The 17,071-nt window shown below is 43.1% G+C and carries 10 protein-coding genes; 8 read left to right on the top strand and 2 right to left on the bottom strand.

Annotated features, from left to right (window positions below; genetic code table 11):
• Positions 1-188 precede the first annotated feature (188 nt).
• From DWW52_RS06610 to DWW52_RS06575, 8 genes are all read left to right on the top strand, one after another.
• Positions 189-428: a hypothetical protein gene (locus DWW52_RS06610; RefSeq protein ID WP_118714674.1), complete on the top strand. Its 240-nt coding sequence runs from the start codon at positions 189-191 to the stop codon at positions 426-428.
• Positions 429-674: 246 nt separating this feature from the next.
• Positions 675-1,256 (top strand): RNA polymerase sigma-70 factor, encoded by a 582-nt coding sequence (locus DWW52_RS06605; protein ID WP_118714673.1) that lies wholly within the window; start codon positions 675-677, stop codon positions 1,254-1,256.
• 95 nt (positions 1,257-1,351) lie between these two features.
• Positions 1,352-2,512: a FecR family protein gene (locus DWW52_RS06600; RefSeq protein ID WP_118714672.1), complete on the top strand. Its 1,161-nt coding sequence runs from the start codon at positions 1,352-1,354 to the stop codon at positions 2,510-2,512.
• A gap of 79 nt (positions 2,513-2,591) precedes the next feature.
• On the top strand, positions 2,592-6,089 hold the full coding sequence (locus tag DWW52_RS06595) for a SusC/RagA family TonB-linked outer membrane protein (RefSeq protein ID WP_118714671.1): 3,498 nt from the start codon (positions 2,592-2,594) through the stop codon (positions 6,087-6,089).
• Between the two features lie 18 nt (positions 6,090-6,107).
• On the top strand, positions 6,108-7,478 hold the full coding sequence (locus DWW52_RS06590) for a RagB/SusD family nutrient uptake outer membrane protein (protein WP_118714670.1): 1,371 nt from the start codon (positions 6,108-6,110) through the stop codon (positions 7,476-7,478).
• Positions 7,479-7,551: 73 nt separating this feature from the next.
• Complete coding sequence (locus DWW52_RS21345) at positions 7,552-9,432, top strand: peroxiredoxin (RefSeq protein WP_118714669.1); 1,881 nt, start codon at positions 7,552-7,554, stop codon at positions 9,430-9,432.
• A 207-nt stretch (positions 9,433-9,639) separates the two neighbouring features.
• Entirely contained in the window at positions 9,640-12,303 is a 2,664-nt protein-coding gene (locus tag DWW52_RS06580; protein ID WP_118714668.1) for a TonB-dependent receptor, read from the top strand.
• A 324-nt stretch (positions 12,304-12,627) separates the two neighbouring features.
• Positions 12,628-13,989 carry a TIGR00341 family protein gene (locus DWW52_RS06575; protein WP_118714667.1) on the top strand — a complete coding sequence of 454 codons (1,362 nt, stop codon included), beginning with the start codon at positions 12,628-12,630 and terminating at the stop codon, positions 13,987-13,989.
• Positions 13,990-14,198: 209 nt separating this feature from the next.
• On the opposite strand, the gene DWW52_RS06570 is transcribed toward DWW52_RS06575, so the two are convergent.
• Positions 14,199-15,476 (bottom strand): MFS transporter, encoded by a 1,278-nt coding sequence (locus tag DWW52_RS06570; protein ID WP_118714666.1) that lies wholly within the window; start codon positions 15,474-15,476, stop codon positions 14,199-14,201.
• 156 nt (positions 15,477-15,632) lie between these two features.
• Positions 15,633-16,979, bottom strand: coding sequence for a SpoIID/LytB domain-containing protein (locus tag DWW52_RS06565; protein WP_118714665.1), 1,347 nt, complete (start codon positions 16,977-16,979; stop codon positions 15,633-15,635).
• Between the last annotated feature and the right edge of the window lie 92 nt (positions 16,980-17,071).

Below are 17,071 nucleotides of genomic sequence, written 5' to 3'. Positions count from 1 at the left end.
GGTAAATTGTTTTTCTTAAAAAATAATTCCCCTTTTTTTACCTAACATATATTTAACCTTCTGACAACTAAAATCTAACGGGAATAATTTTACTAGCGGACGGAAGTGTCGTACTTTTGTATTGTCGATAAAGGACAGCAACAAGAGTCCAAGAGGACATTAAGTTTAATTTTTAAAGTATAAATAAGATGATGAAGTATATAATAATAATTTGCGTTGCCGCTTTCACGTTGTTTTTAGGCGGACGTAGTTTGAGTCATAGTAAGGCAGAGAGTATCGTGTGCGCTTTAGCAGAACAAGAGAGTATGGGAACAGATGTTAAAGTTGTTCACGGCCAGAAAGTAGAAAGCAAGGATGCAACCTACGGTCCGGTAATGTTGCCCGAGGTGAATGTCATTATGAAGAAAAAAGTAACCAAGGTTATTTGAAATAACTAGATTTGTTAGAAATGGGAATGAGGCTTCGAAAGAGCCTCATTTTTGTTGTTATTGGGCTATTGCAGAGTAGAACTATCTTATTTTATATTGCTTTAATTTCCGGTTTTATCTATATATTTGTGAAAAATAAATGATTGATAGATGCATGAGCGTTGGGTAATTCACTTCTCTGAATTGAGATCAATTATATTTATTTTGACTAAGATGAGTTATTTATGATGTTTTTGGTACCGGGAAATGATGAATATTGACATTCAGTCAGCAGAGTTTATACAGTGTTTGGAACGGGGCGAGCAAGATGCTTTTCAGCGGGTGTTTGAGATGTATCATAAGCCGTTATGCTTTTTCGCGACTCGTATTGTCCGGGATGACTCGGAGGCGGAAGATATCGTGCAGGAGGTTTTTCTCTCGTTGTGGAAAATGAATCGTAGCGGATTCCCTAACTTAAAAACGGTCAAAACTTTTTTGTACAATAGCGTGCAACATCGTTGTTTGAATTATCTCCGGGATTTGGAAATCCGGGATCGGAATTACAAAAATCTTCATCGGGAAGAGTTGGATGAGGATTATTTCTTGTGCCAGCAGATCCGGGCGGAAGTGGTTGCCGAGCTTTTCAGTGCGATTGACGAGTTGCCGGAGAAATGCAAGGATATTTTTCGACGTTCGTACGTGGACGGACAGGAAGATAAGAAGATTGCCGAGGAATTGGATATTTCTCTGAATACCATAAAAACCCAGAAGCAGCGTGCGAAATCTTATTTGCGAACTCGGTTGGGGGATTTATTTGTGTACGTGGGCATATTCTTTCCCGGATTATAATTTGTATTTATTCTTTTATTCTCAAAGTAATTTTTTTTCATACTCTTGTCACCTATTTGTCGATCGAGTGTGTTTCAGGTGTAAAATGAAATGATATGCAAAAAGAGATACACGAATTGATAACTGCTTACTTGAGAAATGAACTCTCAGGGAAGGAGTCGGACGTACTTCGGGAGTGGATGGAGGAGAATGAAAATCATCGTCGGTTGGTGGAGGAGTTGCGGGATAAAAAGGTTGTATGGGATGATGTCCGCTTGTTTGCTTCTTTTGATACGGGAAAACGTTGGAAACAGTTGGTGGTAGAGATGGGACAACAAAAGGCGAAGAAGAGAAGTCTGTCGAGAAAGCTGGTCGCTTATGCTGCCGCGGCAGCGGTGTTGTTGTTAGCGGGTATAATAGGGTTGTTGCAGCCGAAGGAGGATGGGGTGAAAATAGCAGAAGCCGTGCCTGTCACGATTCATCCCGGGGAGACACGGGCGGTGCTGATGTTGGAAGACGGTAATTTGTTGCCATTGATGGGAATGAAAGACACGACAATCGTGGTCGGGGAACGGGAAAGGTTAGTGATAGATGAAAGTGGTAATTTGAAATACCTGTTGACCGAGAATTCTCGGGTTCCATCGTTTCATACCCTGCGAGTACCTAGAGGGGGGGAATACAAACTCATGTTGGATGACGGGACGGAGGTGTGGATGAATAGTGCTTCCGAGTTGCGTTACCCGGTCCATTTTACCGGGGATACGCGAAGGGTGGAACTCGTGGGAGAAGCGTATTTTCAGGTAGCACATGATCAGGAGCATCCTTTTGTGGTAGTTACTCGGGACATGGATGTGCGGGTGCTGGGGACTTCCTTCAATGTGTCTGCGTACCCGGACGAGAGTGCGGTGACGACAACTTTGGTTGAGGGACGTGTAGAATTGAACGCGGAGGGATTGGAGCAAGCTGTCAGGTTGTCGCCCGGGGAGCAAGGGGTGTGGACAAACCATCGGATGGACGTGCGACAGGTGAATACCAAATTGTACACTTCTTGGATTAAAGATCGTTTCTCGTTCGAGAGTGAAGGCTTGGAAACCGTGTTGCGCCGCCTTGCCCGCTGGTATAATGTTGATTTCCGAATCGAGAATCCGGGAATGAAAGAGAAGATTTTCTCAGGTACGATCCCGAAATACGAGGATATATCCAAGGTGTTGAAGATCATGGAAATGACAACAAATATTTCTTTTGAAGTAAAAGACGATGTAGTGATAATACGATAAAAAAACACGAAAGGTGTTCGTAGCACCTCTCGTGTATCATGTAAATTGATTCTGTAAAACAATTTAACTCAACAAAGTTATGAAAAAAAAATCAAACTTGTGGGTCTGGGATGACCATGTCCTGCGAAAAATGTTATTGGTTATGAAGATTTGTTCTTGTTTGCTGTTATGTACCATGTTGTCGGTTTCGGCGATGAGCTATTCTCAAAACACGAAATTGACGATGGAGAAGAAGTCTGAGAATTTACTTTCCGTTCTGAAAGAGTTGGGACGGGTGAGTGATTACGAGTTTTTCTACAATGATAACGAGGTGAATCGCTACAAGGTGAGTTTTTCCGTGAAGGAGGTGAGTATGGTGGAGATGTTGGAAGAAATATTGAAGGGGATACCGTTATCTTACCGGGTGGTTGATAACGTGATCGTGATCACGCCCCGGGTGAAAGAGAATGTGCCGAAGAAAATCGTGATCACGGGAATCGTGAAGGAGAAAGGCGGGGATATATTACCGGGGGTAACCGTTATGTTGAAAGGTACGATGATCGGTACGGCAACGGATGCTTCGGGAAAATTCCGGTTGGAGTTGTCTAAACAAGACACGATCGTGTTGTCGTTTTCTTTTATCGGGATGAAGTCCCGGGAGGTGAAAGTTGGGAAACAGGCGGAATTGATTGTTTTTTTGGAACCGGATGTAGAGGAAATGGAAGAGGTGATTTGTACGGGTTACCAGACTTTGAAGAAGGTGAACACGACCGGATCGTTTTCTTCGATTTCTCAGCGGGAGATAGAGTTGAGGGGGAGTGCCGGGTTGAATCGGTTGTTGGAAGGTCAGGTCCCCGGTTTGACGATTTACAATAATGATGTGCGTATTCGGGGCGGTAGCACGATTTCGGAGAAGGTAGGCACGAAGCCATTGTATATAGTGGATGGGTTCGAGGTGGACGAGTTGCCGGAGAATATGGATTTGGTGGAGCGTATCACCGTACTGAAAGATGCTGCGGCCGCCGCAATTTGGGGTACGCGTGCGGCGAATGGGGTGATCGTGATCGAGATGAAGAAAGGTGCGGTGGGAAGAGGTAGACTGTCGTATTCCGGAAACGTGAATTTGATGATGAAACCGGATTTTGACGATCTGAACCGGGCGGACTCGAAGACGGTGGTGGATTATGATTTGGAGGTGTTTGACAAAGGATTGATACATGGCAGCACGTATAACGGGAGAGCCTATGGGTATTCACCTTCGTACGGGTTGATTTTTGACTACGAGAATAATAAAATCAGTCGTGCGGAGTTGGAAGAGAAGTTGGCAGCCTTGGGGACGATTTCTAACAAAAAGCAGATTGAAGATAAATTATTGCGCTCGGCTGTAAGACATAATCATACGTTGGCTTTGTCTGGTGGGAGTGAGGTGTTTTCGTATTTTTTGTCAGGAAGTTATACGGGCGAAAATTCTGTGTACAAGGATGGAAGTGAGAATTCGACACTCAATATTTTATCCAAGAATAGTTACTCGGTTACGCCAAGAGTCAAAGTACGTGCGGATATTAATGCGGTATACGGCAAGGAAAATTTAGGGTATGACGTGGAAAATGAAATTCGCTCGATTCAGCCTTACCAGTTGTTGGTGGATGAAGCGGGAAATCGGGTGAAGGATTATGCTAAATTCAATATCGTTAAGAATCAGGAGTTGATGGAACAAGGGTATAAAGATTACGGTTTCAACATGTTGGATGAGGTAGACTTGGCAAATAACAAAACGAGCAAGTTCGGTTTACGGACGAAAGTGGGGCTTGATGTGACGGTTTGTGACGGTTTGTTGGTAAATATGGATTATCAGTACGAGCGGATACATAGCAAGAATAAAAATCTTCGGGACGAAGAATCTTATTATGTGCGGGACTTGTTGAATTATATGACAAACGTGGAAAATGGTGAACTTGTGAATCATTTGCCAATGGGGGATATTTTAGACGTGACAAACACGGATTTAACCGCTCATGCTTTAAAGGTGGGAGGAGTACTGAATCGGGCTTTCGGAAAAGAGGGTGAACATTACGTGAATGTTGTCGGGGGTTTTGAACTGCGTAAGCGTACTAGTGAATCAAGTAATTATCGTAGATTGGGGTATGATGATGAATTGCTGACATATCAGTTGTTCGATGAGCAGGCATTGGCAAAGGAGGGTATTTATGCTTGGAACGGGTGGCACGGGTATTTTGCTGATTCGTATAATGGTTTTTCATACCGGGATAACCGGGAAGTATCCTATTACGGTTCTGCGGTTTATACGTATGATTCGCGTTACACGTTGAGCGGAACATTCCGGGTGGATGAATCCAATTTGTTTGGAGCTGCGAAAAAGTACCGCCGTAATCCATTGTGGTCTGTCGGATTGAGCTGGAACGTGCATAACGAAGACTTTTTTCATTCTAAAGTCATAAACCGTTTGACGCCTCGTGTTACTTACGGGTTAACGGGTAACTTTGACAGAAGTGGTTCGTCCACGCCATTGTTGACCGTGCGTAGATTATTTAATAGTGCGATTGGCGCTTATTATGCAAGGGTTTCTAATGCGCCCAATCCGAAATTGAGATGGGAACGAACGAAGACGTTGAATATCGGTATGGAGATGGAATTGTTTCATCGTTTTGTTTTGGCGTTGGAGTACTACGATAAGCGCAGCTATGATTTGTTGGGGAATATACAACTAGACCCGACCCTTGGTTTTGACGGGGGATATATCAATGGTGCCAATATGTGGAATAAGGGTTTTGAGATGCAGTTGAACGCGGAGGTGTTGAGATTGCAAGATTTCCGGTGGGCTGTGAATTTCGTGTTCGGGTATAATAAAAATAAGATCACGAAGAATGCTATTTTGGATAGTAACCCGGCTTATAACCTTACGCATGGACTGACAGAATTTATGGCAGGCTACCCGAGAGAGGCGTTGTGGAGTTATCGTTGGGCGGGGTTGGATGAGAACGGGAATCCTTTGACTTATGATGCGGAAGGGAACAAAACCGATGTGCCCGTGGCAGAGTCGGTAGAATGTAATGGTACTTACCGCCCGAAATATAGCGGGAGTCTTTCGACGGATTTCAAGTACAAGAATTTGACGTTGATGTTTTCTTTTATCTATAACTTCGGTCACGTGTTCCGGGTTGCTTACCCGACGATGGATGCCGGTTCTGCAGCGAAAGGTTCTACCGCGAATTTAAGTGCGTTTGTCAGCAAACGTTGGATGAAGCCGGGAGATGAGGCTGTAACGGATATTCCGGCAATCCGAACCAAGGAGTACTGGAATAATGACAGGGCTAGTTTGGCTACTTATTCTTCCAATAGCGTGCGGAAGGGAGATTTTATCCGGTTGCGGGAGATTACTTTAAATTATGAATTACCCCAACTGTTGGTTAAGAAATCCCCGTTTGCCCGGGTAAGTTTAACGGCACAAGCAAACACGGTGTGGATGTGGACGAGAAATAAAGAAAATTTTGACCCAGAGGCGGTAGATCCCGTTCGTGGAACGTTAGGATTGAGTGAAGCCCCCTCTTTCACGTTTGGTTTGAGAGTTGAGTTTTAAAATCAAAATAAGGATGTTATGAAAAAGATATATGCTATAGTTTTAGCGACTGTTTTGTTATACGGGTGTGATTCTTTTTTAGACGTAACGCCAAAAGGGAAATTGATCCCGAGTAAAGTGCAGGATTTTGACGAGTTGATAGGTGACCCAATTAATGTGTCGGCAGCTTACCCTTTGATGGAGATGTGTAGTGATAATATTTTTGTAAAAGACGACTATCTCACATCTTATATCTTGTCCGATAAGGGAAAAGCTTATACTTGGCAGGAAGAATTTTATCGGGCAGAGGAGGATGATATGACTTGGAATGAAGCATATGCAATTATATATACTTGTAATTTGGTTTTGAGTGAAGTTCCCGGGGTGAATGAAGGGTCGGACGCTTACAAGGCACAGGTGATGGCGGAGGCGAAAGTGAACCGAGCGTTTTATTACTGGTTTCTGCATTCTTGTTACGCGCCTGCTTATGACCCGGAAACGGCAAATGCGGATTTGAGCGTGCCGTTAGTGTTGGAGCCAGATTTGAATGCTAAGGTAAGTCGGGCGACTTCCGACAAGGTTGTCGCGCAAATACTGGAAGATTTGAAGGATGTGGCGATGGACTTGCCGGAGGAAAGTGTTTCGGAGTATCATATTCCTCGTATGGCGGCCTACGGGTTGGCAGCTCGGGTAAATCTTTTCTTCGGGAATTATGAGGCAGCGTTGGAAAATGCGGAGGAGGCATTAAAGTTGAATAGTGAGTTGCTGGATTATAATACTTTTAGTTTTAATGACGAGAATAATCCGTATGGGGGCATTAATAATCGTCCTCTTCCGGAGTATTCTCCGGAAATGATCATGTACCGTTCTGCTGCTTATAGCGGTATTATTAGTTCTTCTCTTGTGTCACCGGAATTACTGAAAGTCTTTGATACGGAAGCTGATTTGCGTTATAAATTCAATTTTACCACTATCGGGTGGGATGGTAAACCGAGTAAGGATCCTTATCCGGCGATTTTGCAGGATTTAGATTATAATATCGGAGTGCCTGAGATGATGTTGATCAAGGCGGAATGCCTGGCACGAAAGAAAGATCCGGGCGCATTGGACGTGTTAAATGCATTGCGTAAGAAAAGGATCGCTGCGGATAAGTATTCCGATTTGCCACGGGTAAGTGGGGATAAATTGTTGGAGGTGGTGCTGGAAGAGCGGCAGCGTGAATTGGTGTTCAACGGGGTACGTTTCTTTGATATGAAGCGGCTTGCGAAAGAGGGAATTTATACCCGGACGCTTACCCGTCAATTCGGAGAAATGACCTACACGCTGGAGCCCAATTCTAACCGGTATATGTTCCCGATTGCGGCGAAGGTACGGTTGTTGAACAATCATATCGAGCAGAATCCAAGATAGTTGTTTGTTTTATTAAAGCCCGAGTTTCCGGAGTATTTTTTTACTCGGGCTGTCACTCTATAAATTTAATTTTATGAAAAAGGGAATTTTATTGTTTGTTTGTATTGTTATGTTGCTGCCGATCTTGTTACATGGTGAGGTAAAGCAAGTGAAAGTGTGGGGTAAGATTGTTGGGTTGGCAGGACGGGAAGTTGTGTTATTGGATTCGGACTATAAAACCGAGATCGTGCGGGTGAAAGGGAATAAAGATCGTTTTGAACTGACGGCAAAAGTGGAAGTGGGGGATGCCCGCCCTTATTTCCTGTATCTTCCTTCGTTGGGAGGTTTGGAATTCTCGCAGAAAGTGCCGGTGATACAGTTTTTTATTGACACGGAAAATATTCAAATCGAGGCGAAGATAAAAGATGGAAATTTGCAGAGGGAATGGATAAAGGGGTCACCCGCCATGTCGGAATATTTGGCATTTGTTGAAGAGAATCCGTATCGCAAGGCGTTGAATGAGGCTATAAATGTTTATAATATAGCTTTTCATGAGTATAACGATGTGAATCAGACGGATGAAAATTTCCGAATTCTGAAACAAGCGTCTCGGCGAATGGATTCTTTAAGCGTAAAGCAATCGGAAGCGTTTTTAGCCATGATTCCGGAGAATCGGGATAGTAAGATGTTGGCGGTGATTGTGGGCAATCACTATGGCGGGGCATCTGTCGATGTTTTGGAGAAGCTTATCAGTCAGTTTGGAGCGGGAGTTCAGGAGTCTTACCCGATCTTGAAGATGAAAAAACGGATTGCCCAAGTAAAAGCTTCTGCCGTGGGAAGTATGGCACCGGAATTTGAATTAAAAGATTTGGAGGGGAATTTAGTGAAGTTATCTTCTTTTAGAGGGAAATATGTATTGATTGATTTTTGGGCTTCTTGGTGTGGTCCGTGTCGAAAAGAGATTCCGAATATAAAACAAGTATATAACTCTTTTGCAGACAAGGGATTGGTGGTGATAGGTGTTTCGGTTGATCAAAATGACCAAGAATGGCGGCAGGCTGTGAAAGAAGAGCAAGTTCAATATCTACAATTGTCGGATATTGAGGGGATCACGTGGAAGTTGTATAATTTTAATGGAATACCTTTTATCACGCTTATTTCTCCGGAAGGTGTTATACTTGAAAGAAGTTTGAGAGGTGTTGAGCTGAGGAGAAAGGTTGAGGAGTATTTGTTGGGAGACCGATACGCTCCTGCCAAGCAGAAAATGGATGAGATTAACGAACGATTTAACACGCTGGTAGAGGAATATCGTGAGATCAAGGATGTTATGAAGAAAGCTGAGATGTGGGAAAAGGTAAAAGAGGAAAAGCAGGAAAGAGCCGACTTTTTGTTGGAAGGATTGAAGCCATTGGAAGGAAGCGAGTTGGGATTGGAGTTGTTGAAGGATAATTTGTCTTGGTTAGAAGATGATTATAACGTGTTCCAAGCGGCAGTTCAGACTTTGGGGAATCGGGTCCCGGAGTCGGAGTTGAAAACAGAAATTTGGAATAAATTCGAGAAGTTGAAAGCGGAGCAATTAACCGGGGAAGCCCCGGACTTCGTGCTGTTGGATAAACGGGGGAAAGAGGTCCGTTTGTCTTCATTCCGGGGGAAAAAAGAGGTGTTGCTGGATTTTTGGGCATCATTTTGCGCTCCTTGTCGGAGTCAGAATAAGGAGCTAAATAAGCATTACAAGGAATTGAAAAAGAAAGGTATTCAGGTTATTTCCGTGTCGTTGGATAGAGATAAAAAGAAATGGTTGGAAGCCGTGAAGCAAGATAAAATATCTTGGTTGCAATTGGCCGATTTGACGATAGCCGGAGAGAGCGAGGTCGAAAAAGCCTATAAGGTAAAAGTTCTTCCGACAGTTTATTGGATCAGTGCGGACGGGATGATTAAAGCGAAGAATCCGAAACTGGCGGATTTGTTGAAGTAGAATCAGGAGTTGTAAAATTGAAAGATGACCGGGAGAAACATATTTTCTTCCCGGTCATTTTTGATTTATAAAGTAAGACCCTAAAAAAAATCAATAAATGCTATGAAATGCTGTTTTTATCACTATCTTCGCTCCCATAATTAATGCTATGTAGTGGGAAATTGAAGGTGTTTTGATACAAGTTAGTAATTCGTAAAAGAAAAATTTATGCGTAACGTATTATTGAAGGTGTTAGGTGGGCTTATTTGTCTATTTTGTACGTCATGGGAAGTTATGGCAGAGGGGGAGATCAAAGGTCGGATAATTGATTCGCAGACAAAAGAGGCGTTGGTGGGAGCCACGGTGAGTGTTGAAGGTACAACCGTGGGAGTTGTTGCTGATGCGGAAGGTTATTTTGAATTGAAGGTGGAGAAATCCGGAACGATCGTGTTGATTTTTCGGAGTGTCGGTTACTTGGAAGTGAAAAAGAGGGTTGTGATCGGGGATAAAAAGGAAGATTTAGGTATTGTCGGGATGTTGCCGGAATATATTAGTTTGGCAGATGTCGTGGTTAAGGGGTCTTTGGCCGTGGATCGAAAGACTCCGGTGGCATTGTCTGTCGTGACAGCAAGAGAGATTGAAGAGAAATTATCAACGCAGGAGTTCCCGGAAATATTGAAGTCTTTACCGGGTGTTTATGCAACGAAAGAGGGTGGTGCATTCGGTGATGGACGCATTAATTTGCGGGGATTTGAGACGGAGAATATTGCCGTAATGGTGAACGGGGTTCCCATGAACGAGATGGAGTGGGGGGGTATTTACTGGTCGAATTGGTCCGGCTTGGCGGACGTGACTCGTTTTATACAGGTACAACGCGGGTTGGGTGCTTCAAAGGTGTCGGTGCCTTCTGTCGGAGGTTCAATTAATATCGTGACGAATTCGACAAATGCTAAGGCCGGAGGCTCGGTTGCTTACGGCGTGGGTAATGACGGTTATAATAAAGTTGCTTTTAATCTTTCTACCGGGCTGTTGAAGAATGGTTGGGCAATGTCTATTTTAGGTTCCAGAAGTTGGGGAGACGGTTATATCCAGGGAACGGATTACGTGGCGTATTCTTATTTCGTGAATATATCCAAGAAATTGGGAGAGCATCACCAATTATCGCTTACAGCTTTTGGTGCGCCGCAATGGCATAATCAACGGAATCGAAATGATAAGATGACGATCAAGTCATGGAAAGAGTTGGATGACACGAAGTTTAACCCGTCTTACGGTTTTGCGAATCGGGATGGGAAGAAGGTGCGGAAAGTTTCTGCTTATAATAAATATCATAAACCGCAAATTTCATTGAATCACCTTTGGGAGATTAATGATAAGTCAAGTTTATCCAGTGTGTTTTATGTTTCTCTCGGTAGAGGAGGCGGTTATAGCGGACAAGGAAAATGGAAGAATTCATGGTACGGGACGACTACCGCGGGAGAGCTAGGTAAGAATCGTGCGGAAGATAAGACATTTGCCTATGATAGTGTTTATAAATGGAACGAGAGCAGTAAAACCGGATCGCTCATGGCAATGTCAATGAGTAAAAACGAGCATAATTGGTTCGGTTTAATTTCTACTTATACAACACGGTTAGGACAGTATTTTGATGTATATGGTGGTATTGATTTACGTTATTACAAGGGAAAGCATTATAACGAGTTAGTTGATTTGTACGGGGGAGAGTATTTCATTGATAATAGCCGGGCTAACGTGAAATATAAGGCTGACGATACAGATTGGCAGAATGAACATTTACAGAAAGGGGATATCATCTTCCGGGATTATGACGGGTTCGTGATGCAAGAGGGATTTTTTGCCCAAGGAGAATATAACCGGGATAATTTGAGCGTGTTTATGGCCGGGTCGCTTTCTAATTCAACCTATTGGAGAGAGGATCGTTTCTATTATTCTAAAGCAGATGCGAAATCAAGCAAGGAGAGTTTTCTGGGCTTTACGTTGAAAGGAGGGGCTAATTATAATTTGACGGAAAAGCATAACGTATTTGCCAATATCGGGTATTTCTCCCGTCCGCCTCACATGCAAGGGGGTGTGTTCTTACAGAATGATGTGAGTAATGTGGTTAACCCGGATGCGATGAACGAGAAAGTGTTTTCGATGGAATTAGGATATGGATTCCGAGCCTCTTGGTTGAGCGCAAACGTGAATCTTTACCGGACGGCTTGGATGGATAAGGCGGTTAAAGTCGGCGTGAAAGAAGATCGTGATGCTTTTGCTTATCTGACAGGTATAGATGCTTTGCATCAGGGGATAGAAATGGATTTTGTGTTGCGTCCGTTAACGAATCTTGAGGTTACGGGAATGTTTTCAATAGGTGATTGGCATTGGAACGGAGATGGGAAAGGTTATGCTTATAATTCAGCCGGACAGCCTGTAGGTAAAGACGGTAAGGCATTGAGTGATATCGGAGAAGGTGAACATGCCCAGAGTTTCGTGAAGGTGAAAGATGTGAAGGTGGGTAATTCGGCTCAGACGACCTTTGCGATTGGCGGGCGTTATCAGCCGATAAAAGGTTTGCACGTTGGAGTTGATTATTCTCATTTTGCGAGAAATTATGCCAAATTCTCGTTTCCTACGATGAATTTGGATGCGGAAAATGTTATTGAATCACCTTGGAGAATGCCGGCGTACGGAGTGTTGGATGCTAATATCAATTACCGTTTTCCAATAAGTAAAACTTTCGGGGCGATGATTTCCGGTAACGTGAATAATCTTTTGGATAAGGAGTATATTGCTGATGCCGAGGATGGAGCTAAGCACGATGAGGAGTCGGCTAAGGTCTTTTATGGTTTCGGACGTACTTTTTCGGTTAATTTGAAGATTACATTTTAATCACGGATAAAGTTATAAAGGTCGTGAGATTCATGGAGTTCGTGAGTCTTGCGGGCTTTTTTTGTATGATATCGGCTGATATAATTAGAATTTAAAATTTCGAATGAATAAAATTATTAATTTTGACCCGAAATTGGACAAATGAAAATGGAAAAATTAAAAGATTCAGTGATTGTCGATTTCGTGATTCAGTGATTATTAAAAATGTTAGCCTTGTGCGGATGGAATCACCTAATCGGAAATCATAAATCACTAAATAGATAAGATCACTTAATCTAAAATCATAAATCAAGAAATTAATAGGATTTAAAATTTAAAATCGTAATGGCTTTTATGACAATATTGCAGCGTTTCCGGGTGTATTTACGTCAAATTCTTGATCCGTCAGATGAACAGGAACGGGAAGAGGACACGGTGGAGGCGATTCGTAAGGGAATCGTGTTTCGGGGGACGAATTTGTGGGTGTTGATTTTTGCGACGTTTGTTGCTTCTTTGGGGTTGAACACGAATTCAACGGCTGTCATTATCGGAGCCATGTTGATCTCCCCGTTGATGGGGCCGATTATGGGAATCGGGTTGGGCGTGGGAATCAATGATTTTGAACTGATCAAGAAAGCTTTTCGAAATCTGTTGATAGCCACGATATTCAGCGTGTTGACTTCTACATTGTATTTTTTGTTGTCACCCTTGAATGAGGCTCGTTCCGAATTGTTGGCCCGGACGACTCCCACGATATACGATGTGTTAATTGCCTTTTTCGGTGGTATGGCGGGAATCGTGGCTTCTTCGACCAAGTTGAAAGGAAACGTGATCCCCGGTGTGGCGATTGCCACGGCGTTGATGCCTCCTTTGTGTACGGCCGGATTCGGGTTGGCGAGTGGTAACTTGTATTATTTCTTCGGGGCATTTTATCTTTTCACGATCAACTCGGTGTTTATCGCTTTCGCAACCACGTTGGGAGTGAGGTTAATGCATTTTTCCAAAAAGAAATTCGTGGATAAGGTGCGAGAACAGAAAGTGCAACGGATCGTGTACTCCATTATATTTCTGACCATGGTTCCGAGTGTGTATATCACTTATAATATGGTGAGAACGAATATATTTGAAACCAATGCGAGCCGTTTTATCAAGAATGAGTTTAATTTCCCGAATACCTTGGTTGTGGGGAAAGATATAGATTCGGAGCAACCGAATCGGAAAATTGAGGTATCGTTGATCGGGAAAGAGATATCGGAAGATGTGATCGTGTCTCTAAAAGAAAAAATGCATCAATATGGGTTAGGTGATATCCCGTTGTATATTAATCAAGGTTTTGGTAAAGAGGACGTGGAAATGCAAAATGATGTGAGTAATATGTTGTTGCAGGATTATTATATGCAGAATAAACAGCGGCTCGCATCGCAGGAAGAGGAGATTGGCCGTTTGCGGACAAGGCTGAGTTCTTATTTATTGTATGACACGATAGGGAGGCAGGTGAGTCCCGAGGTGAAGATTCTTTACCCGTCGGTGAAGAGTATTGCCATATCCAAGATAATTCGTAGCAGCGTGGATTCTTTACATACCGATACGTTGAATATTGCTATCGTGGCTTTTGAACGGCAGTTAGCTCCTGCCGAGGAGAAACAGTTCTCTGCCTGGCTGGCAGCCCGGATCGGGGTGACGGATCTGAAATTAATTAAAGAATGACAACGTACCCTCATAGAGGGAACAATGAGGGTATAAATTTTATGGACTTTGGGAACCGGGAAAAGATTTTGTATGCAATTCATTTTCTTGCAATAAGTTGATCTACCAAAATATTATGATCTTTGGTATTTATCATGCTGTTTTTAGTCCTCTTTACGGAGACGATGATAGGATTATTAAGAAGTAATTTCTATCATGTTGCTTATTATTTAGTGAAGATGATTTAATGATTTCACGTATTTTACCGCAATAAAACTGGGAATAGTGCAAAGCATGATCCAAAGGAAAAAATGCTGGTAACCGATGAGTTCCTGTACATACCCGGATATCATTCCGGGAAGCATCATCCCGAGGGCCATGAATCCGGTACAAATGGCATAGTGTGCGGTCTGCTGTTGGCCTTTGCTGAAAAGCATCATGAAGAAGGTAAGGGCTGTAAACCCGAAGCCGTAGCCGAATTGTTCGATGGCGACGCAAGAGGAAATCAGCCACATATCAGAAGGATGAGTAAAAGCGAGATACACGTAGACGAGGTTAGGGAGGTTCATGGCGGCCGTCATCCACCATATCCAATGTTTCAGGCCTTGACGAGCCATGAAAATGCCACCGAGAATACCGCCGATTGTAAGAGCGATGAGGCCGACTACCCCATATATGGTACCGACTTGGATTGTACTTAATCCTAAGCCTCCGACTTCGGGATTATCCAACAGGAAGGGGGAGGCTATTTTCACGAGTTGTGATTCGGCAAAACGGAAAAGAAGGATAAAGGCTAAGGCTGAAATGATTCCTTTCTTTTGGAAGAATGTGACGAAGGTTTCAATGAATGCTTTGAGAGGATTACCGTTCTTTACGGGGATATCATTCTTTGGTTTCGGGAGAATGAATTGATGATAGAGAAAAAGAAGTACGAAAATGACAGCCAATAGATAAAATGTTATTGACCATGCCTTGGGAATAGCGATTTCTTCCGGGAGTGTGGTGGTGTATGATTTTTCGAGCCAGCCGGCAAACATGACGATGAGGCCTTGACCGGCGAGCATGGCCAGGCGATAGGCCGTATTTCGTATGCCGACAAAAAAGGCTTGTTTTTTCGTGTCAAGTCCTAGCATGTAGAAGCCGTCGGCGGCGATATCATGCGTGGCGGAACTAAAAGCCAGTAACCACATGAAGGCTAACGAGTAACGGAAGGCATGAGGGCCGGGAAGTGTGAGGGCAATTCCGGCTAATCCCCCGCCAATCAATATTTGCATGGAAATGACCCACCAACGTTTGGTTTTCACGATGTCAACCAACGGGCTCCATAAAGGTTTAATGACCCAAGGCAAGTAAAGCCAACTGGTGTACAGGGCTATATCCGTGTTGTTTATTCCCAGCCGTTTGAACATAATGACCGCCGATGTCATCACGATTACATAAGGAAGACCTTGTGCAAAATATAGAGAGGGGATCCAAGCCCAGGGAGATGAGTTAATTTTAGATTTCATGATCCTATTGATTCTGTGATTTGTTGATTTCCGATTAAGTGATCTTTATCTATTTAGTGATTTATGATTTCCGATTAGGTGATTCCATCCGCACAAGGCTAACGTTTTTAATAATCACTGAATCATGAAATCGCCAATCACTGAATCCATTTATTTTCAATTTTCAATTGTTTCTAGTTTGGTTCCGGGGAAATAGTGTGATAGTATTTCTTGGTAACCGTAGCCTTTGGCACTCATTACGGCGGCTCCGATTTGGCAGAGACCAACACCGTGTCCCCAACCGGCTCCTTTGAACGTGAAGCGAATGGGAATTCCTGACGTATCTTTTTCGGTTTCTACGATAAAGGCGGAACTGTATAAGTGAGATTTGGAAAAGGCTTTGCGAATAACTAGTTCTTTTCCGATGACCATGCTTTTTTTAGTTCCGTTGATTCGGAGTTGAATGATCCGGCCGGAAACACCTCTTTGGAGGGGTTCGATGGATTGGATGAGCCCGAAGTCAATTCCGATACGGGACAGGACAAGAGCGGATAGTTCCGTGGGAGTATAGGAGACTTGCCAACGGAAGAAATCCCGTGTTTCTTGGTCGTAATCATTGAGAACATTAGATAGGATTTCTTTATCTTGTGTGTTGCAAAATACATCAGGAGAAGAAAGAATCCATTTTTTTGCTTCCTCTTCTTGTGATAGATTGGGAACCGTGGTTAAGGTATCACTATCAATGATTTTGGTCAGATAGGGATGATTGACAGGTTCCCACGTGTTATCAAAGCGTTCGGAGACCCCCCCGCAGCATTTTGAGAAACGGGCATCACAGATTTTTCCCTCGTAAGTAAGTACTTCGCCCCGTGTGGCTTCTATGGCTTGCCGGACAGCCGGGGTGTATGCCTTGCTGCATCCTTGATAGCGTTGGCAATGGTCATCGGCACACACGTCAAAGTTGGCGTGATCTTCCCGGTCATACCAACGAATGTATCGGTGCTTGTCCTGTATACAGGATTGATAATCTGTTGTGAGTGTTTTATTCTTTAACTTCTGGGCGATAAGCCAACTGCGGGAGATGACGGCATGGGCTTTCAGGAGTTCCAAAGAGGATGTTGCACTCATTTCCGAGGAAATCACGCTCAATAGATAATCTTCCAATGGTAGTAGGTTGACCGCAGTCAGGTGTTTTTCTTCGTCAATGATTTTCAAGGTTCCTTTAAATTTTTGATTCTCCGTGCGTTGCCAATGGAAGTTAATTCCGATAATCACGTTGAGTAAATCAAAATCTGATGAATCGTAATCTTCCGGGATGAATGTGAAATTATTCGGTATTATTTGGCTGCCGGAAGAAGAGTATAATATCAGGTTGTTTCCTTCTTTGGAAATGGAATATTCTCCTGAGAATATTTGTTCGTTATTTCGGTAAATTCCATTTAGACGAAAGGAGATTATCGGGGCAAAGAGAATTCCGATAGAGAAATTCTCCTTTGGAGAGTTATTGGTTACAGGGCAATTCATTTTAGATGTTAAATTTTAAATCCTATTCATTTCTTGATTTATGATTTCCGATTAGGTGATACCATTCGCACAAGGCTAACGTTTTTAATAAT

Source organism: Odoribacter sp. AF15-53 (genome assembly GCF_003479425.1).
In the GTDB taxonomy this organism is placed as follows: domain Bacteria; phylum Bacteroidota; class Bacteroidia; order Bacteroidales; family Marinifilaceae; genus Butyricimonas.
This window is presented reverse-complemented; position numbering and strand designations above follow the sequence as displayed.

Coding starts and splice junctions, on each gene's coding strand:
- DWW52_RS06610 (WP_118714674.1), top strand. CDS start 189: ATGATGAAGTATATAATAATAATTTGCGTTGCCGCTTTCACGTTGTTT.
- DWW52_RS06605 (WP_118714673.1), top strand. CDS start 675: ATGATGAATATTGACATTCAGTCAGCAGAGTTTATACAGTGTTTGGAA.
- DWW52_RS06600 (WP_118714672.1), top strand. CDS start 1,352: ATGCAAAAAGAGATACACGAATTGATAACTGCTTACTTGAGAAATGAA.
- DWW52_RS06595 (WP_118714671.1), top strand. CDS start 2,592: ATGAAAAAAAAATCAAACTTGTGGGTCTGGGATGACCATGTCCTGCGA.
- DWW52_RS06590 (WP_118714670.1), top strand. CDS start 6,108: ATGAAAAAGATATATGCTATAGTTTTAGCGACTGTTTTGTTATACGGG.
- DWW52_RS21345 (WP_118714669.1), top strand. CDS start 7,552: ATGAAAAAGGGAATTTTATTGTTTGTTTGTATTGTTATGTTGCTGCCG.
- DWW52_RS06580 (WP_118714668.1), top strand. CDS start 9,640: ATGCGTAACGTATTATTGAAGGTGTTAGGTGGGCTTATTTGTCTATTT.
- DWW52_RS06575 (WP_118714667.1), top strand. CDS start 12,628: ATGGCTTTTATGACAATATTGCAGCGTTTCCGGGTGTATTTACGTCAA.
- DWW52_RS06570 (WP_118714666.1), bottom strand. CDS start 15,476: ATGAAATCTAAAATTAACTCATCTCCCTGGGCTTGGATCCCCTCTCTA.
- DWW52_RS06565 (WP_118714665.1), bottom strand. CDS start 16,979: ATGAATTGCCCTGTAACCAATAACTCTCCAAAGGAGAATTTCTCTATC.